The sequence below is a fragment of the Dactylosporangium sp. CA-139066 genome, assembly GCF_050936175.1.
In the GTDB taxonomy this organism is placed as follows: domain Bacteria; phylum Actinomycetota; class Actinomycetes; order Mycobacteriales; family Micromonosporaceae; genus Dactylosporangium.
In genome coordinates this window covers 5,207,545-5,232,985 of record NZ_JBNJNH010000001.1, presented here as the reverse complement: position 1 = coordinate 5,232,985, position 25,441 = coordinate 5,207,545, and the positions used below count along the sequence as shown (strand labels likewise).

20 protein-coding genes and 1 pseudogene are annotated in these 25,441 nt (G+C 75.2%); 13 read left to right on the top strand and 8 right to left on the bottom strand.

Annotated features, from left to right (window positions below):
* The first annotated feature begins 138 nt into the window (after positions 1-138).
* From ACQEVU_RS24020 to ACQEVU_RS24005, 4 genes and pseudogenes are all read left to right on the top strand, one after another.
* On the top strand, positions 139-2,955 hold the full coding sequence (locus ACQEVU_RS24020) for a PQQ-dependent sugar dehydrogenase (RefSeq protein WP_433327146.1): 2,817 nt from the start codon (positions 139-141) through the stop codon (positions 2,953-2,955).
* Positions 2,955-4,118, top strand: coding sequence for a ThuA domain-containing protein (locus tag ACQEVU_RS24015; RefSeq protein WP_433335038.1), 1,164 nt, complete (start codon positions 2,955-2,957; stop codon positions 4,116-4,118). Before ACQEVU_RS24020 ends, ACQEVU_RS24015 begins: the two co-directional genes overlap by 1 nt.
* A 19-nt stretch (positions 4,119-4,137) precedes the next feature.
* Complete coding sequence (locus tag ACQEVU_RS24010; RefSeq protein ID WP_433327144.1) at positions 4,138-5,568, top strand: peptide MFS transporter; 1,431 nt, start codon at positions 4,138-4,140, stop codon at positions 5,566-5,568.
* 31 nt (positions 5,569-5,599) lie between these two features.
* Positions 5,600-6,500, top strand: a pseudogene (locus ACQEVU_RS24005) (DUF3500 domain-containing protein).
* 2 nt (positions 6,501-6,502) lie between these two features.
* Here ACQEVU_RS24005 and ACQEVU_RS24000 read toward each other — a convergent pair.
* Complete coding sequence (locus ACQEVU_RS24000; RefSeq protein ID WP_433327142.1) at positions 6,503-7,474, bottom strand: hypothetical protein; 972 nt, start codon at positions 7,472-7,474, stop codon at positions 6,503-6,505.
* A gap of 282 nt (positions 7,475-7,756) precedes the next feature.
* Between ACQEVU_RS24000 and ACQEVU_RS23995 the strand changes: the two genes are divergently transcribed.
* From ACQEVU_RS23995 to ACQEVU_RS23965, 7 genes are all read left to right on the top strand, one after another.
* Complete coding sequence (locus tag ACQEVU_RS23995) at positions 7,757-8,296, top strand: MauE/DoxX family redox-associated membrane protein (protein WP_433327140.1); 540 nt, start codon at positions 7,757-7,759, stop codon at positions 8,294-8,296.
* 47 nt (positions 8,297-8,343) lie between these two features.
* Positions 8,344-8,901, top strand: coding sequence for a TlpA disulfide reductase family protein (locus ACQEVU_RS23990; RefSeq protein ID WP_433327138.1), 558 nt, complete (start codon positions 8,344-8,346; stop codon positions 8,899-8,901).
* Positions 8,898-10,775, top strand: a complete 1,878-nt coding sequence (locus ACQEVU_RS23985) for an ABC transporter ATP-binding protein (protein WP_433327136.1) — start codon at positions 8,898-8,900, stop codon at positions 10,773-10,775. Before ACQEVU_RS23990 ends, ACQEVU_RS23985 begins: the two co-directional genes overlap by 4 nt.
* On the top strand, positions 10,772-11,293 hold the full coding sequence (locus ACQEVU_RS23980; protein WP_433327134.1) for a S26 family signal peptidase: 522 nt from the start codon (positions 10,772-10,774) through the stop codon (positions 11,291-11,293). Before ACQEVU_RS23985 ends, ACQEVU_RS23980 begins: the two co-directional genes overlap by 4 nt.
* Positions 11,290-11,481 (top strand): hypothetical protein, encoded by a 192-nt coding sequence (locus ACQEVU_RS23975; RefSeq protein WP_433327132.1) that lies wholly within the window; start codon positions 11,290-11,292, stop codon positions 11,479-11,481. Before ACQEVU_RS23980 ends, ACQEVU_RS23975 begins: the two co-directional genes overlap by 4 nt.
* Before the next feature lie 76 nt (positions 11,482-11,557).
* Positions 11,558-13,051, top strand: coding sequence for an alpha-N-arabinofuranosidase (locus ACQEVU_RS23970; protein WP_433327130.1), 1,494 nt, complete (start codon positions 11,558-11,560; stop codon positions 13,049-13,051).
* A gap of 8 nt (positions 13,052-13,059) precedes the next feature.
* Entirely contained in the window at positions 13,060-13,515 is a 456-nt protein-coding gene (locus ACQEVU_RS23965) for a hypothetical protein (RefSeq protein ID WP_433327128.1), read from the top strand.
* A gap of 34 nt (positions 13,516-13,549) precedes the next feature.
* On the opposite strand, the gene ACQEVU_RS23960 is transcribed toward ACQEVU_RS23965, so the two are convergent.
* Positions 13,550-15,736 carry a DEAD/DEAH box helicase gene (locus ACQEVU_RS23960; protein WP_433327126.1) on the bottom strand — a complete coding sequence of 729 codons (2,187 nt, stop codon included), beginning with the start codon at positions 15,734-15,736 and terminating at the stop codon, positions 13,550-13,552.
* An 85-nt stretch (positions 15,737-15,821) separates the two neighbouring features.
* On the opposite strand from ACQEVU_RS23960, the gene ACQEVU_RS23955 reads away from it, so the two are divergent.
* Positions 15,822-19,394, top strand: coding sequence for a tetratricopeptide repeat protein (locus ACQEVU_RS23955; RefSeq protein ID WP_433327124.1), 3,573 nt, complete (start codon positions 15,822-15,824; stop codon positions 19,392-19,394).
* Here the strand turns inward: ACQEVU_RS23955 and ACQEVU_RS23950 are convergent.
* The 6 genes from ACQEVU_RS23950 to ACQEVU_RS23925 form a co-directional block, all read right to left on the bottom strand.
* A complete protein-coding gene (locus tag ACQEVU_RS23950) occupies positions 19,358-20,011 on the bottom strand; it encodes a nucleotidyltransferase domain-containing protein (RefSeq protein ID WP_433327122.1) in 654 nt (217 codons plus the stop codon). The genes ACQEVU_RS23955 and ACQEVU_RS23950 overlap by 37 nt on opposite strands.
* On the bottom strand, positions 20,008-21,714 hold the full coding sequence (locus tag ACQEVU_RS23945) for a hypothetical protein (RefSeq protein ID WP_433327120.1): 1,707 nt from the start codon (positions 21,712-21,714) through the stop codon (positions 20,008-20,010). Before ACQEVU_RS23945 ends, ACQEVU_RS23950 begins: the two co-directional genes overlap by 4 nt.
* Before the next feature lie 298 nt (positions 21,715-22,012).
* Positions 22,013-22,156 (bottom strand): hypothetical protein, encoded by a 144-nt coding sequence (locus tag ACQEVU_RS23940; RefSeq protein ID WP_433327118.1) that lies wholly within the window; start codon positions 22,154-22,156, stop codon positions 22,013-22,015.
* A gap of 170 nt (positions 22,157-22,326) precedes the next feature.
* A complete protein-coding gene (locus ACQEVU_RS23935; RefSeq protein ID WP_433327116.1) occupies positions 22,327-22,809 on the bottom strand; it encodes a hypothetical protein in 483 nt (160 codons plus the stop codon).
* A gap of 64 nt (positions 22,810-22,873) precedes the next feature.
* Positions 22,874-23,767, bottom strand: coding sequence for a phosphotransferase family protein (locus ACQEVU_RS23930; RefSeq protein ID WP_433327114.1), 894 nt, complete (start codon positions 23,765-23,767; stop codon positions 22,874-22,876).
* 7 nt (positions 23,768-23,774) lie between these two features.
* On the bottom strand, positions 23,775-24,713 hold the full coding sequence (locus ACQEVU_RS23925; protein ID WP_433327112.1) for a GlxA family transcriptional regulator: 939 nt from the start codon (positions 24,711-24,713) through the stop codon (positions 23,775-23,777).
* 88 nt (positions 24,714-24,801) lie between these two features.
* On the opposite strand from ACQEVU_RS23925, the gene ACQEVU_RS23920 reads away from it, so the two are divergent.
* On the top strand, positions 24,802-25,437 hold the full coding sequence (locus tag ACQEVU_RS23920; protein ID WP_433327110.1) for a DJ-1/PfpI family protein: 636 nt from the start codon (positions 24,802-24,804) through the stop codon (positions 25,435-25,437).
* Positions 25,438-25,441: the final 4 nt, after the last annotated feature.

The following is a 25,441-nucleotide window of genomic DNA, read 5'->3' as shown; positions in this document are numbered from 1 at the left end:
CGCTCTCTCGAAGATCCGTTCGGCGACGGGTCGTCAACGCACTCGGCTGCGGCGCGGCGGCGCGCGCCCTGCCTGGCAAATGTGGTCAGGAAGGGAAAGCAAGTGACCCGACATCACCCCACCCGGCGATGGCGGCCAATGGCGGCCGCCCTCACCCTCCTCGCGCCGGGGCTCGGCGTGCTCGCCACCCCGGCGACGCCGGCCGCGGCGGCCATCAACCCGGCCGACTTCCAGCAGGTCACGCTGGCCAAGGGCGTCGCCGAGACCGGCGAGCCGATGACCCTGTCGGTGCTGCCGGACCGCTCGGTGCTGCACACCGCCCGGGACGGCACACTGCGGCGCACGGACGCGGCCGGCAACACGTCCGTCATCGCGAAGATCCCGGTGTACACCCACGACGAAGAGGGCCTGCAGGGCGTCGCCGCGGACCCGAACTTCGCCACCAACCGCTACATCTACCTGTACTACGCCCCGCCGCTGAGCACCCCCGCGGGCGACGCGCCGGCCAACGGCACGGCCGCGCAGTTCGCCCCGTTCAACGGCGTCAACCGGCTGTCGCGGTTCACGCTCGGCACCAACTTCACGCTCAGCGGCGAAGCCACGATCCTCGAGGTCGCCACGAACCGCGGGATGTGCTGCCACGTGGGCGGCGACATCGACTTCGACGCGGCCGGCAACCTCTACCTGTCCACGGGCGACGACTCCAACCCGTTCGAGTCGTCCGGGTACTCCCCGCTGGACGAGCGCACCGACCGCAACCCCGTCTACGACGCCCAGCGCTCCGCCGGCAACACGAACGACCTGCGCGGCAAGGTGCTGCGGATCAAGCCGAACGCGACCGGCGGCGGATACACCATCCCGGCCGGCAACCTCTTCGCGCCGGGGACCGCCAACACCCGGCCCGAGATCTACGCCATGGGCTTCCGCAACCCGTTCCGGATGACCGTGGACAAGGCGACCGGCGTCGTCTACCTCGGCGACTACGGGCCGGACGCGGGCACGACCGACGCGAACCGCGGGCCGTCGGGTCAGGTGGAGTTCGACCGGATCACCGGGCCGGGCAACTACGGGTGGCCGTACTGCACCGGCACGAACACCACGACCGAGACGTACAACGAGTGGAACTTCGCGACCAACAGCACCGGCCCGAAGTACAACTGCGCCGGCGGCCCGACGAACAACTCGTTCCGCAACACCGGCCTGACCACCCTGCCCCCGGCGAAGCCGGCCTGGATCCGCTACGCCGGCGACGCCGGCTCCCCGCCGGAGTTCGGCGGCGGCTCCGAGTCGCCGATGGCCGGGCCCGTCTACCGGTACAACGCGAGCAACCCGTCGACGACGAAGTTCCCGGCGTCGCTGGACGGGCAGTTCTTCGCCGGTGAGTTCGGCCGCGGCTGGATCAAGCCGATCGTCGTCAACGCCGACGGCTCCCGCGGCGCGATCGACAGCTTCCCGTGGAACGGCAAGCAGGTCATGGACATGCAGTTCGGCCCCGACGGGTCGCTGTACGTCCTGGACTACGGCACCGGCTACTTCAACGGCGACGCGAACTCGGCGCTGTACCGCTACGACTACGTCGGCTCGGGCGGCAACCGCGCGCCGACGGCCGTGGCCGGCGCCAACAAGACGTCGGGCGCGGCGCCCCTGGCGGTGACGTTCTCGTCGGCCGGGTCGTCCGACCCGGAGGGCGGCGCGCTGACCTACTCGTGGGCGTTCGGCGACGGTGGTACCTCCACCGCCGCGAACCCGGCCCACACGTACACGGCCAACGGCAACTACGTCGCCACCCTCACGGTGCGCGACCCGCAGGGCGCCACCGGCACGGCCAGCGTGCCGATCAGCGTCGGCAACACCGCACCGACGGTCGTCGTCAACAGCCCGGCCTCCGGGCAGCTGGCCCAGTTCGGCGAGTCGGTGCCGTGGAGCGTCACGGTCACCGATCCCGAGGACGGCACCATCGACTGCAGCAAGGTCACGATGAACTACGTGCTCGGCCACGACCAGCACGCGCACCAGATCACGTCGCAGACCGGGTGCTCGGGCACGATCACGATCCCGGTCGACGGCGAGCACGACGACGCGTCGAACATCTTCCCGATCTTCGACGCGCAGTACACCGACAAGGGCGGCCTGACCACGCACGCGCAGAACATCCTGGCGCCCAAGCACCGGCAGGCCGAGTTCTACAAGACCTCGTCGGGCGTCACCAAGTACAGCAAGACCACGGCCGAGGGCGGCGTGGACGTCGGCGACATCAACAACGGCGACTGGATCGAGTTCGACCCGTACAAGCTGAACAACGCCACCTCGTTCACCGCCCGGGTCTCCTCCGCCGGTACCGGAGGGACGCTGCAGCTGCGCACCGGATCCCCGACCGGCACGATCATCGGCTCGGCGGCCGTCACCCCGACCGGCTCGTGGGAGACGTTCACGACCGTCAGCGGCACGATCAGCGGCGCGCCCGCGGGCACCACGTCGCTGTACGTGACGTTCGCCGGGACCGGCACGGCGGCGCTGTTCGACCTGGACAGCTTCACGTTCGTCACCGGCACCACCACCCCGCCGCAGACCGACCTGGCGCTGAACCGGCCGGCGACGGCGTCGAGCACCGAGTCCGCGGCGTACCCGGCCTCGGCCGCGGTCGACGGCTCGGCCACGACCCGGTGGTCCAGCGCGTTCTCCGACCCGCAGTGGATCCAGGTCGACCTGGGCGCCACGCACACGGTCAACCGGGTCCGGCTGCTGTGGGAGGCGGCGTACGGGTCGGCGTACCAGATCCAGACCTCGGCCGACGGCACCACCTGGAGCACCGCCCGCTCCGTCACCGGTGGCAACGGCGGCGAGGACGACAACACCGGCCTCAACGTGCAGGCCCGCTACGTGCGCATCTACGGCACGACCCGGGCCACCCAGTGGGGCTATTCACTCTTCAGCCTGGAGGTGTACGGCACATGATGAAGACGCTTCGCAGATTGGCCTTCGGCCTCGCCGTCGTCGTGGCCGGGCTCGGCCTGACCGCGGTGCCCGCCCACGCCGCGCCGGACTTCTCGGTGCTGGTGTTCAGCAAGACCGCCGGCTTCCGCCACGACTCCATCCCCACCGGCATCACCGCCATCCAGCAGCTCGGCGCGGCGAACAACTTCAGCGTCGAGGCGACCGAGGACGCCAACCAGTTCACCGCGGCCAACCTGGCCCGGTTCAAGGCCGTCATCTGGCTGTCGACGACCGGCGACGTGCTCAACGCGACCCAGCAGACCGCGTTCGAGAACTACGTCCGGGCCGGCGGCGGCTACGTCGGTGTGCACGCGGCCGCGGACACCGAGTACGACTGGGCCTGGTACGGCGGCCTCGTCGGCGCCTACTTCCTCAGCCACCCGGCGATCCAGACCGCGACGGTCCGCGTCGCCGACCCCAGCCACCCGGCCACCCAGGGCCTGCCGGCCGCCTGGTCGCGCAGCGACGAGTGGTACAACTACCGCACCAACCCCCGCGGCTCGGTGCACGTCCTGACGACGCTGGACGAGTCGACGTACAGCGGCGGCACCATGGGCGCCGACCACCCCAACACCTGGTGCCGGGCCTACGACGGCGGCCGCTCGTTCTACACCGGCATGGGCCACACCCAGGCCAGCTACTCCGAGACCGGGTTCCGCAACCTGCTGCTCGGCGGCATCCGCTACGCCGCCCAGGGCATCGGCGACTGCTCCGTCGGCACCACCCCGCCGCCGCCGTCCGACCTGGCCCTGAACCACCCGGCGACGGCGTCGAGCACCGAGAACGCCTCGTACCCGGCGTCCAACGCGGTCGACGCATCCACCACGACCCGCTGGTCGAGCCAGTTCTCCGACCCGCAGTGGATCCAGGTCGACCTCGGCGGCACCCACACCGTCAACCGGGTCCGCCTGGTGTGGGAGGCGGCGTACGGCCGCGACTACCAGATCCAGACCTCGCCCAACGGCACGACCTGGACGACGGTGCGCACGGTGACCGGCGGCAACGGCGGCGAGGACGACAACACCGGCCTCAACGCCTCCACCCGCTACGTGCGCATCTACGGCACGGCCCGCGGCACCCAGTGGGGCTACTCCCTGTTCACCTTCCAGGTGTACGGGACCTGACGGCGGGTAGCCGCCGGGCATGCCGACCTTTTTCGGGCAGCCGCAGGTCCTCGCCAACCTCTTCGGGGTTGAGCTCTGGGAGCGGTTCTCGTTCTACGGCATGCAGGGCATCCTGCTGATCTACCTGTACTACGAAGGCTCCCGCGGTGGCCTCGGCATCGACGAGGCCACCGCGACGAGCATCGTCGGGGCGTACGGCGGGTTCGTCTACCTGTCCACCATCGGCGGCGCGTGGCTGGCCGACCGGGTCGCCGGCGCCGAGCGGGTCCTGTTCGGCAGCGCCGTGCTGGTGATGGCCGGTCACGTCTTCCTCGCCGCCGTACCGGGCCTGCCCGGCGTCGGTCTCGGCCTGGTCTGCGTCGCGCTCGGCAGCGGCGGGGTGAAGGCCAACGCCACCTCGCTCGTCGGGTCCCTCTACGCCGCCGGCGACCCGCGCCGCGACGCCGGCTTCTCGCTGTTCTACCTCGGCGTCAACGTCGGCGCGCTGGCCGGGCCGCTGCTGACCGGCCTCGCGCAGACCGGGCTCGGGTTCCACTACGGCTTCGGGCTGGCGGCGGCCGGCATGGCGATCGGGCTCACGCAGTACACCCTGGGACGCAAACGGCTCCCGGACTCCGCCAACGACGTCCCGCACCCCCTGCCCCCGGCCCGGATCCCGCTCGTGGCCGGGCTCGTCGCGGCCGCGGTGGCGCTGGTGGCGGTGCTCGCCGCGACCGGGGTGCTCGCCGCCCGGCGGCTCGCGACGATCGTCGTGGTGCTCAGCGCCGTCGCCGCCGTGACGTACTTTGTCGTCATCCTCGCCGGCCGGTCCCTCGAGCGCACCGAGCGGGACCGGGTGCTCGCGTTCATCCCGCTGTTCATCGCGAGCGCCGGGTTCTGGTCGCTGTACCAGCAGCAGTTCACGGTCCTGACCGTCTACGCCGATCAGCGCCTCGACCGTGACCTCTTCGGCTGGACGATGCCCGTGTCGTGGGTACAGTCGATCAACCCGGTCTTCATCATCGTGCTCTCCGGCGTCTTCGCCGCGCTGTGGACCCGCCTCGGCGAGCGCCAGCCGTCGACCCCGGTCAAGTTCGCCGCCGGCACGGTCATCATGGGCGTCGCGTTCCTGCTGTTCCTGCCGATGGCCGGCACCGGCCCGGGCGGCGCGCCGCTGCTCGGCCTCATCGGCGTGATCTTCGTGCTGAGCGTCGCCGAGCTGCTGCTGTCGCCGGTCGGGCTGTCGCTGTCGACGAAGCTCGCCCCGGCCGCGTTCCACACCCAGATGGTGGCGCTGTTCTTCCTGTCCGTGGCGCTGGGCACGGCCGCCGCCGGGGCCCTCGCGACCAACTACTCCCCCGCGCGCGAGGTGCCGTACTTCGCCGTCCTCGGCGGCGCCGCCATCGTCCTCGGCGCCGTCATCGCCGCGCTGACGCCGTGGATCCGCGCCCGTATGCACGGGGTTCGCTGAGGGACACTGAGGCGTGACGACTGCGGAGGCGATGCGCAGGGAGGCGGCCGGGCTGTTGCGGGCCGCGCCCGAGCGCGTGCAGGTACCGTTCGACGACGAGCAGCGGCGGCGGTGGATCGAGTACCGGCCCACGCCGTACCGGCCCGGGGTCGGGCTGGGCGAGCTCGGCGACGACGGGCGCAAGGCCGCGCACCGGCTGCTGGCCACCGGGCTCGCCCCGCACGCGTTCGCGCAGGCGATGGCGATCGTGGCGCTCGAGGAGGTGCTGGACCGGGCCGAAGGCTACCGGCGCGGGCGGCACAGCGCCGACTACTGGGTCGCCGTGTTCGGCACACCGGCGCCCGGCACGCGCTGGGGGTGGCGCTTCGAGGGCCACCACCTGTCGGTGACGATGACGCTCGACGGCGACGCGGTGCACCCGACGCCGGTGTTCCTCGGCGCCAACCCGCTCGTCACCGCCTACCGGGGCCGGCCGGTGCTGGCGCCGCTCGCCCCGGAGGCGGACCTCGGCTGGGCGGTGCTGGATGCGGTACCGCGCAACATGCTCCCGCGCGTGGTGCGGACCGCGACGGCCCCGCCCGACATCCTCAGCGGGCCCCGGGCCGACGTCTCGCCCCCGCCGCCCGGGTTCGCGGCCGGGGAGCTGCCCGACGCGGCGCGCGGCCGCCTCGACGAGCTCGTCGCCGTCTACCTCGACCGGGCTGCCCGCCGACATCGCCCCCCGGGTGGACCGCGACCGGCTGGAGTTCACCTGGCACGGCCCCGCCGAGCGCGGCGGGCGCCACTACTACCGGGTGCAGGGCCCCGATCTGCTCATCGAGTACGACAACACGGCCGAGGACGGCAACCACGCCCACACCGTGCTGCGCCGCCCCGCGTCCGACTTCGGCGGCGACGTGCTGCGCGCGCACCGGGCGGCCCGCCCGCACTGACGTCACCGGAACCGCAGCTGCACCTGGCGGATCTCGCCGACCAGGACCGCCAGCGGCCCGCGGGCGTCACTGTCCGGTGGCAGCCGCCGCTCGAGCCGCTCCGCGTCGGTGCGCAGCCCGGCGATCGAGGCGCGGAACACGCCGGACTCGACGTACGTCATCCGCGCCTCGTTGTGGATGCGGCACGTGGCGTCGAAGCGTGAGCGCAGCGCGGCCACCTCGGCCCGCCAGAACGCGGCGGTGACCCGCTGCTGCAGCTCCTCGATCGCCCGCGCCTCGGCCGCGCACTCGGCGCGCTCGTCCGGGTCCTCGGCGGCCCGGTGCAGCCAGCCGCGGGCCGCGGTCAGGTGGTTGTGCATCTTGCGCAGCTGGGCGGAGCCGTCGTCGAGGGCGTCGCCGACCCGCCGGCGCAGCGCGGTCGCCCGCAGCCGGGCCAGGCGCGACCCGCGGTCGTCGACCCGGGAGGCGGCGTCGCAGGCGTGCAGCGCATCGGTGTAGCGCCGCTGCCCCAGCGCCCGCTCGGCGGCGTCGAGCTCCCGGCGGGTGAGCCACCGCACCACCCGCTCGTGCTCGGCGAGCGTCAGGTGCGGGTCGCCGCCGAGGTGTTTGCGGGTGTACGCCCGGACGCTGCGACACAGCGCATCGTTCCCGGCGCCGTCGAGGGCCTCGATCGCGTCGTCGTAGGCGTGCCGGCGCAGCAGCACGCGGGCCAGCTCCAGGTGCGCCAGCCGCAGCCGCGGCGCGAGCAGCCCGCCGTCGTGCCGGCCGGCGGCGTCGAGCAGCTCGCGGCACGTCTTCGGCCGGTCCAGCGCGAGCATGCAGATCGCCTTGGCCAGGTAGGTTTCGGCGTCGTCGCCCCGCACCGACAGGGCCTCGTCCAGCCGCGCGACGGCGGCGTGGTAGTCCGGCGGCCGGCGCCGCATGGCCGCGTACGCCTGCCGGACCAGCGTCTCCGGTTCGCTCTGCACGTGCATGTTGGGCGCCTCCGCCCGCGGTCAACCCCCGTGATCCATTGATGGCCGTCCGGATTCTAACGGGAATATGAACAACGCGTTACGCCATTCGTCACGCCGGATGGTGCCGCGAACTGCCGCCGGTTGCTGCCGGTTGCTGCCGGATTCTGCCGGTGCCGCCGGCGCCGGCGCCCTGACCAGGGGCGGGCGGCTGGATGCGGCCTCAAGTCGACGTTCAGCGATGGAGCACACCGTCCCCCGTACCGTGCGCTGCAGAGGCGGCACCGGTCGAACGGGGGAACGGTGGACTACGTCGCAATCGGCTGCTCTGTGCTGGTCAGCGTGGTGTTCGCGGCCGCCGTGGGGGGCAAGGCGCGCAGCGGCGCGGCGCTGCGCGCGTTCGCCGACACGCTCGTCACCGGCCGGCTGGTGGCCCGCCGCCGGCGGATCCCGGTGGCGGTGGCGCTGACCGCGGCGGAGGCCGGCATCGCGGTGCTCGCCGCCGTGCCGGGCACCGCGCCGTACGGGCTGGCCGCGGCGGCCGTCCTCGCCACCGGGTTCGCGGCCGGCATCCAGGTGACCCTGGCGCGCGGCGCACCCATACCGTGCGTGTGCTTCGGCACCGGATCGGACCGGCCGATGGGCCGGGGATACCAGGTCCGCAACCTCCTGCTCGCCGGGGTCGCCGTCCTCGGCGCCCTCGCCGCCGGCCGCCCCGGCCCGCACGACCTGCGCACGGACGGCGTGGTCGTGGCGGTCGCCGCGGGTGCGCTGCTGGCCGCCCTGGTGGTACGCGGCGACGACGTCGCGTACCTGTTCCGCACCGCCCTGCGCGACCCCTGACCGTTCCCTTCCGGGACCGGAAGACCACTACGACGGGAGCCTCAATCATGGTGTATCTGACCGCCGCCCTGGTGCTTGTCGGCGCCGTGTCGGCCGTGAACCTCGTGTTGGTGATGGGCATCCTCCAGCGCCTGCGGCAGACGGCCGCCGCGCCGCGGCCCCGCGGCCAGCAGTCGCCGCCGACGCTGTTGCCGGCCGGGAAGATGCCCGCACCGTTCGACGCGGTCACCGATGAGGGCGAACCGGTCAGCCGGGAGTCGGTCCTGGGCGGCCTGGTCGGCTTCTTCACGCCGCAGTGCGGGGCCTGCCGCGAGCGGATGCCCGACTTCCTCGCCTACGCGGTGCGCGGCGGGTTCGACCGCAGCCAGGTGCTCGCCGTCCTCATCGGCGAGCCGGACGAGGTGACCGAGATGCGTGCCGAGCTGGCGCCGGTCGCCCGCATCGTCCGGGAGCCGCACGGGGGCGCCGCGGTGCACAAGGCGTTCGAGGTGTACGGGCTGCCGGCCTACTGCCTGCTCGACCGCGACGGCGCGGTGGTCGCGTCCGGGTCCGAAATGATCGACTTTCCGGCGCTGGAGGGCAGCGGGACCGGGAGGGGCCGGTGACGTCGGCGCGCCGCGGCCCGGCCGGGCCGGCGCCGCTGGGCGTCCGCGTGGCGCTGGGCCACGCGCGGGCCGCGTTCGCGCTCGCCTGGCGGGCCGCGCCGGGGTGCGTGCTGACGCTGGTGGCGCTGACCGCCGCCGGTGCGGCGGCGCCGGTGGCCACCGCCTGGCTGACCAAGGTCGTCCTGGACCGGCTGGCCGCGACGGGGTCGGCCTGGCCGGCGCTGCTGCCCTTCGCCGCCGGGCTCGCGGTGGCCGGCCTGGTGACCGGGGTGCTGCCGCACGCGGCCCGCTACGCCTCGGCGGAACTGGAACGGCGCGCCGGCGTCGACGCGCTGGCCCGCCTGTACGCCGCGGTCAACGCCCTGCCCGGACTCGCCCGGCTGGAGAGCTCCCGCTTCCAGGACCGGCTGCTGCTGGCCGAGCGGGCCTGCAAGGGCGGCCCCGGCATGCTGGTGACCAACGCGCTGGTCATGGTGCAGGCGCTGCTCACCGCGGCCGGCCTGCTCGCGGCGCTGGCCGCGCTCACCCCGCTCATCGCCGCGGTGGTGCTCGCCTCCGCGGTGCCGGTGGTGTGGGTGCAGCTGTCGCTCAGCGCCGAGCAGGCGGCGCTGATGTGGCGGGTCGGCCACGGCCAGCGGCGGGAGTTCTTCTACGCCCGGCTGCTCAGCACGCCGAACGTGGCCATGGAGGTACGGCTGTTCGGCCTCGGCGACTTCTTCGGCGCGCGCATGCTGGCCGAGCTGTCCGCGGTCAACGCCGCCAACCGCGCGCTGGGCCGGCGGCAGCTGCGCCGCCAGGGCGCCCTGGCCCTGCTGGGCGCGGCGGTCAGCGCGGGCGGCCTCGGGTGGATGCTCGTCCGGGCGGCGGGCGGCGGCAGCACGGTCGGCGACGTGTCGATGTTCGTCGCCGCCGTGGCCGGGGTGCAGGGCAGCCTGTCCGGCGCGGTGCAGAGCGCGACCGGGATGCACCAGGCGCTGTCGCTGTTCGACCATCTCCGGGCGGTGCTCGCCACCCGGTCCGGCCCGGCGCTGCCGGCGTCTCCCCCGCCGGTGCCGCCGCTGCGGCACGGCATCGAGCTGCGCGACGTCTGGTTCCGCTACGACGCCGACCAGCCGTGGGTGCTGCGCGGGGTGAGCGTGTTCATCCCCTGTGGACAGACGCTCGCCCTGGTCGGGCTCAACGGCGCCGGCAAGTCCACGCTGGTGAAGCTGCTGTGCCGGTTCTACGACCCGGACCGGGGATCGATCCGGTGGGACGGCACCGACCTGCGCGAGCTGGACCCGGCCGGGCTGCGCGAGCGCATCGGCGCGGTGTTCCAGAACTTCGCCGAGTACGACCTCAGCGCCGCGGAGAACGTCGCGGTCGGCGATCTCGGCTCGCTCGACGACCGCGCGCGCATCGAGGCGGCCGCCCGCCGCGCCGGCGTCCACGACGTGCTCGACCGCCTGCCGCTGGGCTACGACACGCTGCTCACCCGGATCTTCATGCGCGGCGCCCCGGGCGACGACCCGCAGGACGGGGTGCTGTTGTCGGGCGGCCAGTGGCAACGCGTGGCCCTGGCCCGGGCGCTGCTGCGGGACACCCGCGACCTCATGATCCTGGACGAGCCGAGCGCCGGGCTCGACGCCCGCGCCGAGCACGAGGTGCACACCACCCTGCGGGCGCGGCGCACCGGGCGTACCACGCTGCTCATCTCGCACCGGCTGAGCACGGTCCGCGACGCCGACCGCATCGTGGTCCTGGCCGACGGCGCGGTGATCGAGGACGGCCGCCACGCGGACCTGGTGGCGCGGCGGGGCCGGTACGCCGAACTGTTCGAGCTCCAGGCCCGCGGGTATGCCGAGCAGCCGGCCCCCGCCGGGGCGCCGTCATGACGGCCGCCGCCCTCGGCGCGCTGGGCGGGGTCGCCGGCCTGCTGGCCGTGACCGTACTGCTGCGCCGCCGGCTGCTGTTCGTCACGGTCGCCGGCCTGAGCATGCAGCCCACCCTGGACCACGGCGACCGGGTCCTCGTCCGGCGGGTGCCGCTCGACGCCGTTCGCGCCGGCCAGCTGGTCGTGCTCGCCGAGCCGGTCGACGGCGATCCCGGCGGCGGCACGGGCGCGTTGATGGTCAAGCGCGCCGTCGCCGTACCCGGGGATCCGGCGCCCCGCGCGACGTTCGCCGCGCTGGCCGCGACGGCCGACCCGGTCGTGCCGGCCGGTCGCCTCGTCGTGAAGGGCGACAACGCCCGGCTCAGCCGCGACTCGCGGCACCTGGGCTACCTGCCGGGCACCGCCCTGGTGGGCGTGGTCGTCCGGCGATGGCCACTCAGATCTCCCGCGGCGCCCGTCGCCGCGGGGCAGCCGCCGGCAGGGCGCCGGCGGATCGCGTCGGAAGGAGGCACGGGATGATCAAGGCCATGGAGCGGATGGGTGAGCGCATGCTCAGCCGGCTGCTGCCGAACGCCACCGCGCAGGCGTTCTGCCGGCCGTGGTGGGAGTGCGTGTACTGCGGGAGCGGCTGCTACAAAGAGGTGTACCACGCCGCCGACTGCTCGACGCAGTACTACGCCTGCTGCGACCACTCCAGCCACTGCTGACCGGCTGAGCGGGGTGGCCGGAGGCATCGGCCACCCCGCGACCGGTGGCGGCGGCGGTGTGCTACACCATGTGGGCGTGCAGACGACCACCATCGTGATCGACCCCGCGTTCCGCATCGGCGAGGCCGACCGCCGCCTCTTCGGCTCGTTCGTGGAACACCTGGGCCGCTGCGTCTACGGCGGCGTGTTCGAGCCCGGCCACCCGGCCGCCGACGCCACCGGCCTGCGCGGCGACGTCCTGGCCCTGACCCGCGAGCTGGGCGTGACGGTGGTGCGCTACCCGGGCGGCAACTTCGTGTCGGGCTACCGCTGGGAGGACGGCGTCGGCCCGGTCGCCGAGCGCCCCCGCCGCCTGGACCTGGCGTGGAAGACCATCGAGACGAACGCGTTCGGCCTGGACGAATTCATGACGTGGGCCAGGCTGGCCGGCGTGGAGCCGATGATGGCCGTCAACCTCGGCACCCGGGGCGTGCAGGAGGCGTGCGACCTGCTCGAGTACGCCAACCACCCCGGCGGCACCGCGCTGTCGGACCGCCGGGGCGGCGACCCGTACGGCATCCGCCTGTGGTGCCTGGGCAACGAGATGGACGGCCCCTGGCAGATCGGCCACAAGACCGCCGCCGAGTACGGGCGCCTGGCGGCGGAGACGGCCCGCGCGATGAAGCTGATCGACCCCTCGGTGAGCCTCGTGGCGTGCGGCAGCTCCGGCCGCGGCATGCCGACCTTCGCGGCGTGGGAGGCCACGGTCCTGGAACACACCTACGAGCACGTCGACTACATCTCGGCCCACGCCTACTACGACCCGACCGACGGCGACCGCCCGAGCCTGCTCGCCTCGGCGGTCGACATGGACCTGTTCATCACCGACGTCGCCGCAACCGCCGACCACGTGGCGGCCCGCCTGCGCATCCCGCGCCGCCTGAAGATCGCCTTCGACGAGTGGAACGTGTGGTACATGTCCAGGCCCGCCGACCCCGACCGCCCCGGCTGGACGACGGCCCCGCCGCTGCTGGAGGACGACTACACGGCCACGGACGCCGTCGTCGTCGGCGACCTGCTCATCACGCTGCTGCGCCACGCCGACCGCGTCGGCGTCGCCTGCCAGGCCCAGCTGGCCAACGTGATCGCCCCGATCCGCACCGCACCCGGCGGCGGCCCGGCCTGGCGCCAGACCATCTTCCACCCGTTCGCCCTGACCGCGGCGCACGCCCGCGGCACGGTCCTGCGCGTCGAGCCCACGGGCCCGTCCCACGACACCCGCCGCTACGGCGAGGTCCCGTCGCTGTCCGCGGTCGCCGTCCACGACGAGGAACGGGGAGAACTGACCCTCTTCGCGGTGAACCGCTCCGACACCGACCTGCCCGTCGACGTCGACCTGCGCGGTCTGCCCGCGATGCGCGCCGTCGAGCACCTGACCATCGCCGCCGGCGACGCCGTCAACACCGCCGACTCCCCCGAGGCGGTGACGCCCACGAGCCGCCCGGCCCCACCGACGGACGCCGGCCGCTGCACACTGCACCTGCCCGGCCCGTCCTGGAACGTCATCCGCTGGAGCATGGAGAAGATGTGAGCCGGGCCGTGACCGTAGTGAGGTTCGGAGCGTCGGCCGAGCCCCGGCCGTTGCGCTGGTTCGTCCTCATCTGTGCGCCGTTCGTCCTGATCCCGTACGTCTTCGGCATCCAGCTGGCCGTCGGCGACCTCGAACGCGGGCCGAGCGCGCAGTCCTGGTGGCTGATGGGGACCGGGGCCGGGTTCGCGCTGCTCGGGACGGCTCTGGTGGCGGTGGAGGCGCACCACCGGCGCGGCCGTTACGCCGGCCCGGACGGCGTGGTCATGCTCGGGCGGACGATGCCCTGGTCCGACATCAGCCGGATCAGCCTGCACGCGGGCGCCGGCGGGCGTGAACTGGTGGCGGTGTGGCGGTCGGGCGCGACGGCGCCGGTATGGCTCGGCGCCGCCAACCACGCGAACGTGCCCCGCGACGAGGCGTTGGCGCTGATCGAGCAGTGGTCCGGGCGACGGATCGACGACTGATGTCCGCTCCACGTCGGCCTGGTAGCGCGCCGGCCTACGCTCCTGAGCCGGCGGCGCGGGCCAGTTCACCGCCGGACAGGCGCTGCTGCTCCTGCGCCACGATCATCCGCGCCAGCTGTACCTCGGAGATGTCCACGGCGCCGGGTGCGGCCTGGGCGATGGTGCTGTGCCGCACGTACGCGTCGAACAGCTGCGCCTTCGAGCCGAGCAGCTCGATCATCCGCTCGTCGACCGAGTCGGCGATGAGCAGGCGGTGCACCTGGACCGTGCGGACCTGGCCCATCCGGTGGGCGCGGGCGATCGCCTGGGCCTCGATCGACGGCTTGACCTGCGGCTCGCACAGGATGACGACCGACGCGGCCTGGATGTTCACGCCGACGCCGGCGGCCTCGATCTGGCAGACCAGGACGGCGGGCTTCGACGCGGCGGTGAACTCGTCCACGACGCGCTGGCGGTCGGCGACCGGCGTGGAGCCGGTGATCGGGCCGCGGGCCGCGGCGCCGAGCGCGTCGCAGACCGTGCCGAGCACGTCGCGGAAGTACGAGAAGACCACGACCTTGCGCCCGTTGGCCATCGCCTCCCGGGACAGCTCCAGCAGGCGGGTCAGCTTCGCCGAGTCGCGCGGGCGGGCCACGGCGAAGGCGGCCCGGCGCATGGCCATGAAGTTGCCCTCCTGCACCGCGGCCCGGTAGGCGGCCCCGTCCTCGGCGCCGAACTCCTCCCACTCGTCGACCTGGACCAGCTCCGGCAGCTCGGTGAGCACGTCGGGCTGGTTGCGGCGCAGGTACACCGGCGCCGCCGCCCGCCGGAACGCCTCGACGCTGATCGCGGCGTGCTCGGGGCCCATGCCGGCGGCGATCTCCGGGCGCAGGTGCTCGATGAGGTTGCGGAACTCGTCGATGCGGTTCTCCATCGGCGTACCGGTGAGGAACAGCACCCGCTCGGCCTGCGCGGCGACCCGGTTGACGGCCTGGGACCGCAGCGCGGCGGGGTTCTTCACGTAGTGGGCCTCGTCGACGACGAGCAGCGCGGGCGTGGGCGGGGGCAGCTTGAGCGCGCCGAGCGAGCCGAACGTGACCACGCCGGCGCCGCCCTGGGCCCGCCACCGGGCGGCCGCTCGCGCCCGGCCGCTGCCGTGCAGGCTGACGACCGGGATCGTCGAGTGCCGGGCGATCTCGCGGGCCCAGTTGATCAGGACGCTGGCCGGGCAGACGACGAGGAAGTGGGTGGCGCCGCGGGCGGCCAGGTGGGCCATCGCCGCGATGGCCTGGACGGTCTTGCCCAGCCCCATCTCGTCGCCGAGCACGACCCGCCGCTGGACCAAGGCGAACCGGGCCCCGAACGACTGGTAGCCGCGCAGGCGCAGGCTGTCGTTGAGCCGCGACGTGTCCAGCTGCTGCGCGCCGACCCGCTCGACGATGTCGGCGGGCAGGAAGCCCTCGCTCGCCGCGACGTCCCCGCCGAGGCCGACGACCTGGCTGAGCAGCCCGTAGTAGTCGGCCGAGCGCAGCTCGAAGTCGCGCCAGATCCGCTTGTCGCCCGGCATGCGGACCGCGCGGGCCTCCCGGGCGGCGCGCACCAGGCCGCTCACCTCGGCCTCGTCGACCAGGACCCGCACCCGTGCCGCGGCGTCGTCGGCGGCGGCCCGGTCGGCCGCCCGCATGAACAGCCGCCGCAGCCGGCCCGCGCCGGTCGCGGCGACCGGCCGCTGCTCGGCCAGCTGCGGGGCGAGCTGCTTGGCGGGCTCCTCGTGCGCCCCGGCGGCGTGCCACACCGCGCCGAAGGTGGCCAGCGCGCGGACCAGCCGGGTCATGTCCGCGTCCTTGGGATCGAACTCGATGCGGAACTGCAGCGAGTCCCGCGCCGCCCGCTTGAGCTGCTCCGCGGCGTGGATGGTCTTGCGGGCCGTACCCTCGCCGATCCCCGGCACCCGGACCAGCCGCTGCGGGCCGGCCCGCAGCACGTCGGCCACCGAGCAGATGCCGTGCGCGGGCAGCTCGTCCAGCCGGGCCCGGCCGTCCACGGTGTCCTTGACCGTCTCGATCGACATCTTCTCGAGCGCGGTCCATACCTGCGGCTCGCTGGCCACCGCGTACGCCTCGACGACCTCCGCCCGGGCCGAGCCGACGATGTCGACGATCGCCTCGGCGGCGGCCTGCGCCTCGGCCGCCCGCGCCAGCAGTGCACGCGTCTCCCGCCCGGTCGGCGCCGTCGTTGTCATGCCCATGAACGTACCGACTGCCCCGCCCCGGCGCCCGTCGATAGTGGTCGACATCGACCGCCATCTCCGGCACAATCGTGGGCTGATGGAGCAACGGGGCGATTTACTCCGTCGGTATCGGCTGCGCGCGGGGATCGACCAGCAGGAGCTGGCCCGCCGGGCCGGCCTGAGCGTGCGCGCGCTGCGCGACATCGAGCACAACCGGGTCCGCCGGCCGCGCGCCGACTCGGTCGAGCGGCTCGCCGGCGCGCTGGGCCTCTCCGACGCCGAGCGGCACGCCCTGCGGTGCGCGCCGGCCGGCGAGGGTCCGTCCGCGCCGCCGCCGGTGCACGTCGGGGTGCTCGGCACCATGTCGGTGCGCCGCGGCGACGCGACGGTGGACGCCGGATCCCCGATGCTGCGGGGGCTGCTGGGCCTGCTGGCCATCCATCCGCGGCAGGCGGTCCCCCGCGACGAGATCGTCGACGTGCTGTGGGACAGTCCGCCGCGGACGTGCCACAACCTGATTCAGGTGTACATCGGGCAGCTGCGCCGGCTGCTGGAGCCCGGCCGCCGGCGGCGCGGCCCCGCGGGCACCGTCCGGCTGGCGCCGGGCGGTTACCTGCTCGACCTGGACGCCGCCGGGCTCGACGTGGCGCACTTCGAGGAGCTGCTGTCGCGGGCGCGCCGGGCCGGCGACCCCGGCGACGCGCAGGAGCACTTCGGCCGGGCGCTGGACTGCTGGCGCGGCCCGGTGCTCGCCGGCGCGGATCTGCGGCTGCGCCAGCACCGCACCGCCGTCGCGCTGAGCCGCCGGCGGGTGGATGCCGCGGTGGCGTACGCCGACCTCGCGCTCGCCGCCGGCGGCGACCCGGTCGCGGTGCAGCGGCTGCTGGCGATCGTGCCCGACGAGCCGCTGCACGAGGGCCTGCACGCCCGGCTGGCGCTGCTGCTGGCCGGCGGCGGCGAGCAGGCCGAGGCGCTGCGCGTGCTGGCCGGCGTCCGGGGCCGCCTGGCCGAGGACCTCGGCGTGGAACCCGGCGACGAGCTGCGCGCGGCCCACCTGCAGGTGCTGCGCCAGCAGCCGGGACCCGCCGTCGACGCGGGCCCGGACGCGGCGGCGGCCCGCGCCGCGCCCGCCAGCGCGAACGCGGGCGCGACCGTGCCCGGCCAACTCCTCGCGGACGTGCCCACCTTCACCGGCCGCGCGGCCGCACTGCGCCGCCTCGACGGCCTCCTCGGCGCCGACGGCGAGCCGCTGGGCGCGGCCGTGGTGGCGATCGCCGGCACCGCCGGGGTCGGCAAGACCGCGCTGGCGATGCACTGGGCGCACCGGGTCAAGGACCGGTTCCCCGACGGGCAGCTGTACGTCAACCTGCGCGGCTACGCCCAGGGCGCCCCGCTGCGGCCGATTGAGGCGCTCGCCCGGTTCCTGCACGCGCTCGGCACGCCCCCGGACGGGGTTCCGCTGGAGGTCGAGGAGGCCGCCGGGGTGTACCGCACCCTGCTGGCCGGCCGCCGGATCCTCGTCGTGCTCGACAACGCCCGCGACGCCGAGCAGGTGCGCCCGCTGCTGCCCGGCGGCGTGGGCTGTCTCGCCGTGGTGACCAGCCGTGACCAGCTCGCCGGCCTGGTCGCCCGGGAGGGCGCCCGGCCGCTCGTCCTCGACGTCCTGGCCGGGGACGAGGCGCGCGAGCTGCTCGGCCGGATCCTCGGCGCCGAACGGACGCGCGCCGAGCCGGCCGCCGCCGACGAGCTCGTCGGCCTCTGCGGCGCGCTGCCGCTCGCGCTGCGCATCGCCGCGGCCGACCTGCTGTGCCACCCGCACCAGAGCATCGCCGCGTACGTGGCGCGGCTGCGCGGCGGCGACCGGCTGACCGCGCTGCGCATCGAGGGCGACCTCGAGACCGCCGTGTCCGCCGCGCTCGACCTGTCCTACGCCGCCCTGCCGCCCGCCGCCCGGCGGATGTTCCGGCTGCTCGGGCTGGTGCCCGGCCCGGACTTCACGGCCGGGGCGGTCGCCGCGCTGGCCGGCGGCGACGCGACCGGCGTCGCCGAGGTGCTGCCGCAGCTGACCCGGGCCCACCTGGTGGAGGAGTCGGGCCCCGGCCGGTTCGCCTTCCACGACCTGCTGCGCCTCTACGCTCAGGCGCGCGGCGCCGCCGAGGACGCCGAGGCCGACCGCGACGCCGCCGCCCGGCGCCTGTTCGACCACTACCTGTTCGGCCTCGACGCCGCCGCCCGCCTGCTGTACCCCGAGAAGCTCCGCCTGCCGCTGCGGCGCGAACCCCCGCCCGGCCCGGCGCCGCAGTTCGCCGACCACGCGCAGGCTCTCGCCTGGGTCGACGCGGAGGAGCCGAACCTCGTCGCCGCCGTGCAGCACACCGCCCGGCACGGCCCGCGCCCGACCGCCTGGCTGCTCGCCGACGCCCTGCGCGGCTACTTCCACCTGCGCATGAACACGATCGACTGGCTCGGCGCCGCCCACACGAGCCTCGCGTGCGCGCGCGCCGCCGACGACCTCGCGGCCCAGGCGGTCAGCCACCTCAGCATCGCCGACGCCCACTGGCGGCGCAGCCGCCACGACCTCGCGATCGAGCACTTCACGCAGGCCCTCGCCGCGGCCCGGCGCACCGACTGGGCCCAGTGCCAGGCGAGCATCCTCGGCAACCTCGGCGCGGTGCACTGGCAGTCCGGCAACCTCAAGGTGGCCGGCGACCGCATCGCCGAGGCCCTCGACCTCAACCGGCGCATCGGCTGGCTCGCCGGCCTGGCCGTCAGCCTCGGCAACCTCGGGCTGGTCCGCATGCAGTCCGGGCAGCTGGAGCTGGCCGCCGGGCACTTCGCGGAGGCCCTCGGCCTCAGCCGCCGGATGGGCTCGCGCAGCAGCGAGGCCAACGTCCTGGGCAACCTCGGCGAGGCGTGCCAGCTGCTGGGCCGCCTCGACGAGGCGGTCGAGCACCTCACCCTGGCCCTGGCGCTGCATCGCGAGCTCGGCGGGCGCGGCAACGAGGCCGACATCCTGCGGACCCTGGCCGCCACGCACCGTGACGCCGGCCGGCTCGAGCGGGCCCGGGAGCTGGCGCAGGCCGCGCTGGACCGCGCCCGCGACACCGACATGCTGCGCCTGGAGATCGACGCGCTGAACGCGCTGGGCGCGGTGCTCGACGCGATGGGCCGGCACGCCGCGTCCGCCGACCGCCACGACCGGGCGCTGGCGATGGCCCGCGAGACCGGCGAGCGGCTGCCGGAGGCGGAGGCGCTCATCGGCGTCGCCGCGGCCCGCCGCCACCTCGGCGAGCTCGACCGGGCGCTGGCCGACACCATGCAGGCGGTGGCGCTCACCCAGCGGGCCGGGTTCCACCAGCACGAGGGGGCCGCGCTGACCGGCCTGGCCGCGATCCACCTGGCCCGCGGTGAGCCGTGGCGGGCCATCCACGCCGGGGAGCGGGCCGGCGCGGTGCACGAGAAGACGGGGTACCGCATCGGCCTGGCCCGGACCGAGGCGCTGCTGGGCGAGGCGTGGGCGGCCGCCGGGCGCCCCGACCTCGGCGCCGGTCACCGGGAGGCGGCGCGGGCGCTGTTCGCCGCCATCGGCACCGTGGACGCCCGGGCCCACGCGGCCGGCGAACCGGCCACGCGTCAGGGCACGGGGCGCAGGGCGTCGAGCCAGGCGTGACCCGGGTGCACCCGGGCCAGGAGCACCGCCAGCGTCGCGCGCTGCCGCGCCGTCAGCCGCGGCAGCGCGCCCTCGAAGTCGGCCTCGTCCTTCGGCCGGGCGTGCTTGGCCTTGAACAGCAGCACGAACTCGGGAGCCAGGTACGGGATGCCGTCCGCCGTGCGCCGGATGATCTCGGCGTACGGCCGCCGGATCGCCTCGTCGCGCCGGCAGATCCACGTGCCGCCGTCGTGCGGCTCACGGAACACGTCGAGCAGGTAGCGGCCGGTGGCCGGGTCGCGCAGCCAGGTCTGATGGGTGGCGCGCAGCACGTCCGGGCCCGCCGACTCCCAGATCCGCGATTCGCCGACGGCGTCGAACGCAAACCCGGCGAAGCGCTCACGCACCTGCGGGAACCGCCCGGCCGGCACGCCGATCTCGAGGTCGCCGTGCTCGCGCGTCTGCTCGCCGCGGAACAGGTCCAGCGCCCAGCCGGCGGCGACGAACCACGGCACGTCGATGCCGGCCAGGCGCCGGGCGACCTCGGGCGGCGTCCAGCACCCCGCCCACCGCGCCTCGATCGCCGGCAGGTCGCCGGGCGCCACGCTGATGCCCCCGCCGGGCGATTCGTCGCTCACCCGGGGCAGCCGGGGAACGCGGGGTCCGGCGGCTCCACCCGCCACTCCAGGCGCGCGAAGTCGTCCGGCGGCAGCTGGGCACGGGCGTGCGCGCGCAGCTTGTCGACCACGTCCGGCTCGGCGGCCACGACGCGCAGCCGGGCGTAGGGGCGGATCTGGTCCAGCTCGGCCCGCAGCTGGGTGAGCTGGGCGTCGAGCTTGGCGCGGGCGCGAGCGGCCCAGGCGACCGCCGTGTCGGACTTGTCGTCGTCGTCGGCGTAGACCAGCCGGCCGTCCGGGGCCACCCGGGCGCCCCACAGCAGCCAGGCGCTGCCCGGGGGCTTGGCCTCGAGCAGGATGTGCGCGCCGCCCTCGCGGCGGTAGCCGTCGAAGTCGCGGTTGCCCAGGTGGTAGCGGATGTCGAAGCGGACGCCGGTGACCTGTTCCTGGTACGCCGGCCCGCCCGTCTGCGGCGCGCGCCCGGCCGTGCGCCAGTGGCCGGGGCCGCCGTCGTCGCCGGCCGGGCGGGCGCACGCCGGCGGCGGGTCGCTCGGGGACGCCGCCGCGGCGGGCGGTTCACCGGCGACGGCCGCGGCGAGGCGGTGCACGTCGGCGCTCGTCAGGGCGCGGCTGCTGGTGCTGGCCCGGGCCCCGATCTCGTACGTGCCGCCGCCGGACGTGTGGTGGATCGTGTACGACGTGGTGCAGGTCGCCGTCGTGCGCCCGTTGGCCGGCATCGTGACCGTCGCGGTGCAGGTGTGCAGGGGCTTGTCGTCGAGGGTCAGCTCGATCGTGACCTCGACGTTGACCTGGGGCACCGGGTGGATGTACGGCGAGCGGAGGTTGACGTTGTTGCTGACGGTGACCGTCGCCACCACGCACGACGTCGGGGCGCACGCGCTGACCTTGATGTCGCCGTCGATGGCCGGGCGGACCTGCGAGTCGAGGGCGCGGTCGAGCTCGGCGACGCGCTGGGCGGCGGTGCGGCGGAAGTCGGCCAGGGACGCGCCGTCCAGCGGCTCCCAGTCGAGCGCGGGGGCGGCGCCGGTCGGCGACGGCGACCCGGGCGCCGGCGCGGGCTCGACGCGGACGATCCGGGGCCGCGGCGCGTTCGTGCTGATCCACACCGTGGCGCCGGCGGTGCGCACCTGGCGGGCCTCGACGCCGTCGATCGTGTCCGGGTCGCCGAGCCGGGGCAGGTCGGCCGGGTCGGGCGCGGCCTCGTCCTCGGCGGTGCGGGGCAGCAGGTCGGCGGCGAGGACCGGCGGGATGAGGGTGCGCGGATCGAAGCCGGCGGCGTCGAAGTCGACGCGGACCCAGCCGGTGCCGTAGGCGCCGACCGGGCCGGGTGCGCGCACGGCGGCCCAGAAGGCGGCGTCGCCGCGGGCGTAGGTGCCGTCGGCGCCGAGGTCGAGCAGGTCGCCGTGGCCGCCGCCGGCGTAGTCCACGGTGGACAGTGTGGTGCCGTCGCGGGTGACGCGCCCGTCGACGCGGGCCTCGCGGCCGCCGGTGGTGGTGACGGCGCCGTGGTAGTGCTGGCCGGGCGCCGCGCTCAGCGCGCCGGTGGCGGCGAGGAGCAGGTCATAGGCCTGGCGGCGGGCCGGGTCGTCGCCGGCCGTGACGGCGACCGGCCGCTCGCTGGCCGGGACGGCGGCGACGAGGTAGGCGGTGAGCCCGACGGCGATCGCGGCCAGCCCGGCCACCAGGGCGGGGAACGCGAGCACCTGGCGGCGGGGCCGGGCAGGCGGACCCGCCGGCGCGGGCCTGGGCTTCGGCGCCCAGGCCACCGGCTGCGAGGGCAGCCACTGCGGCGGTGGCGACGCGGGAGACGCCGGCAGCGACGCGGGTGGCGGTTGCCCGGGATCGTGCGGTGACGACATGCCGACCCTCCCCGTGTCTCGGCACGGGTTGATGTTATCGGATGTCGTCACCACCCCCGGGGTCCGATCACAGACAGCAATGCCCGTACGACGCCCCCGCCGCCGGCCGGCTATCCGGCGAGCTCGCGCTCCAGGGCCTTGTTCACCCCGCCGTGCCAGCCGCCGGCGAGCGGCCGCCGATCGCGGCGGACGCGGCCCGCACCTGCGCGACGTCGGTCACGTCGAGCGTCACCGGGGTCACCCGGCCGTCGGGGTGCTCGAACGGGCGGCGCGTCCCGGCGTACACCCGCCGCGCACCCTGATGAGGGCCTCCTGCACGAGGGCCCGCCCGATGCCGCGGTTGACCCCGGTCACGAGCAGCGTCCGGTCTTCGATGGTCGTCCCCGTCTCCTTCGCTGTGCGATTGGGGGATGCAGACCGGGCGCGCCGCCGGAACTGGCCGGGGTGTGCCGGGCATCACTTGTCGAAGTTCACGCCGGGCCACTCCAGCGACCGGCACGCCTCGCGGGCCTCGTTCCACTGCGGCCGGCCGGTCAGCGGGGCGGCGCCGGTCGGCAGGACGAAGTTGCCCTCGCCGTCCGGGTCGGGCACGTCCGGGATGCCGTGGCCGCGGATGCACTCGGCCCATGTGCGCCGCTGGGCGATCTGGTCGGCGCTGAGCGGCCGGCGCGGGTCGGTGCCCTTCGCGCCGCGGAACTTGTCCAGGCACTCGGGCGGCGGCGTGAGGTCCGAGGCGGGCGGCGGGATCACCCAGCGGCCCTCGGCCTGCACCGGGTCGGGAAAGTCCGCGAACCCGTGGTCGCGCATGCACTGCGCGGCCTCGACGAGCATGCCGTGATCCGCGCCGCCGCTCGGCGCCGCGGCCGGTGCGCCGCCGCCACACCCGGCCAGAGCCAGGGCCAGTGTGGCGGCGGCCCCCAGAAGCACCAGTCGCTGCATGCCGCCCACGGTGCCGCAGGGCGCCCGGCGGGCAATACCCCCGCGGGTGGGTGGCCGGTACCCCTCAATTGAGCCAGGCGTCGAGCTCCGCGACGTACTCGGCGACGAACCGCGGCTCCCACCGCAGGAAGTACACGGCCATCGAGAGCGCGTGGATGGCGTTGCCGAGCCGGACGCGGCCCGCCCAGCCCTCCGGGAGCGGGAACACCTCGTCGTAGGCGGCCAGGAACGCCTCCCGGCCCTCCGGGAAGACGTGCTCGTCGAGCTTGCCGAAGTCGAGGAAGCGGTCGGCGTACCGGCCGTGCTCGAAGTCGAGCAGGCAGGCGATGCGCCCGCCGCGCAGGATGAGGTTCTGCCGCCACAGGTCGCCGTGGGTCAGCGCCGGCGCCTCACCGGCGGGGGCGGTGGCCTCGACGGCGCGGTGCAGCGCGTCGCCCAGGCCGGCCCGGCCGGCGGCGGTGAACTCGGCGGGGGCCTTGGCCAGCCGGGAGTCGACGATCGCGTGCAGGTGGGCACGGGCGTCCGGGTAGCGCTCGACGCCCAGCACGTCGCCGAACCACGGCCCGGTGCAGGCGTGCACCCGCGCGACGAGCCGCCCGAGGTCCTCGGCGAAGGCCAGGCGCGCCGCGGCGTCCATGGCGGGCCACGCCGCGTCGGCGGGCTCCCCCTCCTGGTACTCCTGCACGAGCAGCGGCGCCCCGAGGGCCGCGCTGTGCGGCACGAACGCGCGGAAGCGCACGACCGGCACCCCGCCCTCGGCGGCGCGGCGGGTGGTGGCGATGAGCTTGCGCAGGTGCTCGGGGTCCTTGTCCCGCACCGGCGTCTTGACCAGCAGCCGCCCCTCGTCGGTGTCGGCGACCCACTGCCGGCTGGTGTGCCCGGCGTCGAGCGCCCGCACGCCGTCGACGCGCAGCCCCGGGCAGGCCTCGGCGAGGGCGGCGATGATCTCGTTCGTCACCGGACACTCATACCAGACCGCGGAAGGTGGTGCGGTACACCCGCGGCGTGACCCCGCAGGCCCGCTTGAACTGGGCGCGGAAGTTGGTCGGCGAGGCGAACCCGGTCAGGTGCGCGATCCGGTCCACGCCGTGGTCGGTGGTCTCCAGCAGCTCCTGCGCGCGGCGGATCCGGGCGCCGGCCAGCCACTGCATCGGCGTCTCGCCCGTCTCGGTGCGGAAGCGCCGGTTGAGGGTGCGCACGCTGAGCCCGGCCCGCGCGGCGACGTTGGCGAGGGTCAGGTCGCGCTCGGCGTGCTCCTGCATCCACTGCAGCACCGGGCCGAGCCCGCCGCCGGGCGGCGCTGCGGGCCGGGCGATGAACTGCGCCTGCCCGCCCTCGCGGTGCAGCGGCGAGACCGCGAGCCGGGACGCCTCGGCGGCGGCCGCGGCGCCGTGGTCGCGGCGCACGAGGTGCAGGCACATGTCGACGCCGGCGGTGGCCCCGGCCGAGGTAACGAACTGTCCAGTGTCGACGTACAGCACCCCGGGGTCGAGCCGCACGGCGGGGAACGCGGCCCGGAACGCGCTCGCCGCCGTCCAGTGCGTCGTGGCCCGGTGGCCGTCGAGCAGGCCGGTCGCGGCGAGCGTGAAGGCGCCGACGCAGATCGAGGCCAGGCGCGCCCCGGCGGCCGCGGCGGCCCGCAGCGCGTCCAGCGCCGCCGCCGGGACCGGGCTCAGCGGGTCGTGGCGGCCGGGCACGACGACGGTGTCCGCGCCCGCGAGGGCGTCCAGGCCCCGGTCGATGGCCAGGCGCAGCGGGCCGGCGTCGAGGACGGGCTCGGTGCCGCAGACCTCCACGGTGTACCCCGGCCGGCCCTTGTATTGCCCGCGCCCGAGCACCTCGAGGGGTGTGGCCAGGTCGAACGCGATGGTCCCGGGCAGTGCCAGGACGACGACACGATGCACGAAGCGCAGCGTAGCGCGGCCGGATCCCGCCGGTTTCTGTCCATCTCCGGCGTGGTCTCGCCGCTCGTGCCCGCCGAGGATCGTGTCCATGCTGTTCGCGCAGATCGTGTTGTTCGACGGGTTCGACCCGCTCGACGTCGTCGCGCCGTTTGAGGTCCTGGCCGCGGCCGGGGAGGCGGCCGGCGGCGGCCTCACCGTGGAGCTCGTCGCCGCCGAGGGCCCCCGCACCGTGGCCGGCGGCACCCTCGGACTCACGCTGCGGGCCACGGGCCGCCTCGACCCCGGCCGGCCCGGCTACGTCGTCGTGCCGGGCGCCAGCGGCCCGGTCGACGGCGACCCGGACGAGGTCGAGACGATCCCGGTGCTGCTGGCCCGCTTCGCGAGCTCGCCGGCGGCGCCGCTGCTGCGCGCCGCGATGGACAACCCGCGCGTGACGGTCGCGGCGGTCTGCGGCGGCTCGCTCGCCCTGGCGATGGCCGGCCTGATCGAGGGCCGCCACGCGGTGACCCATCACCTCGGCCTGGAGGTGCTCGAGGCGACGGGCGTGCGCGCGGTCGCGGCCCGGGTCGTCGACGACGGCGACCTCGTCACCGCCGGCGGCGTCACGTCGGGCCTGGACCTGGCCCTGCATCTGGCGGAGCGCTCGTTCGGCCCGCGGGTCGCGCACGCCGTGGAGACCCTGTTCGAGTACGAGCGCCGCGGCATCGTGTGGCGCGCCGCATGAAGGA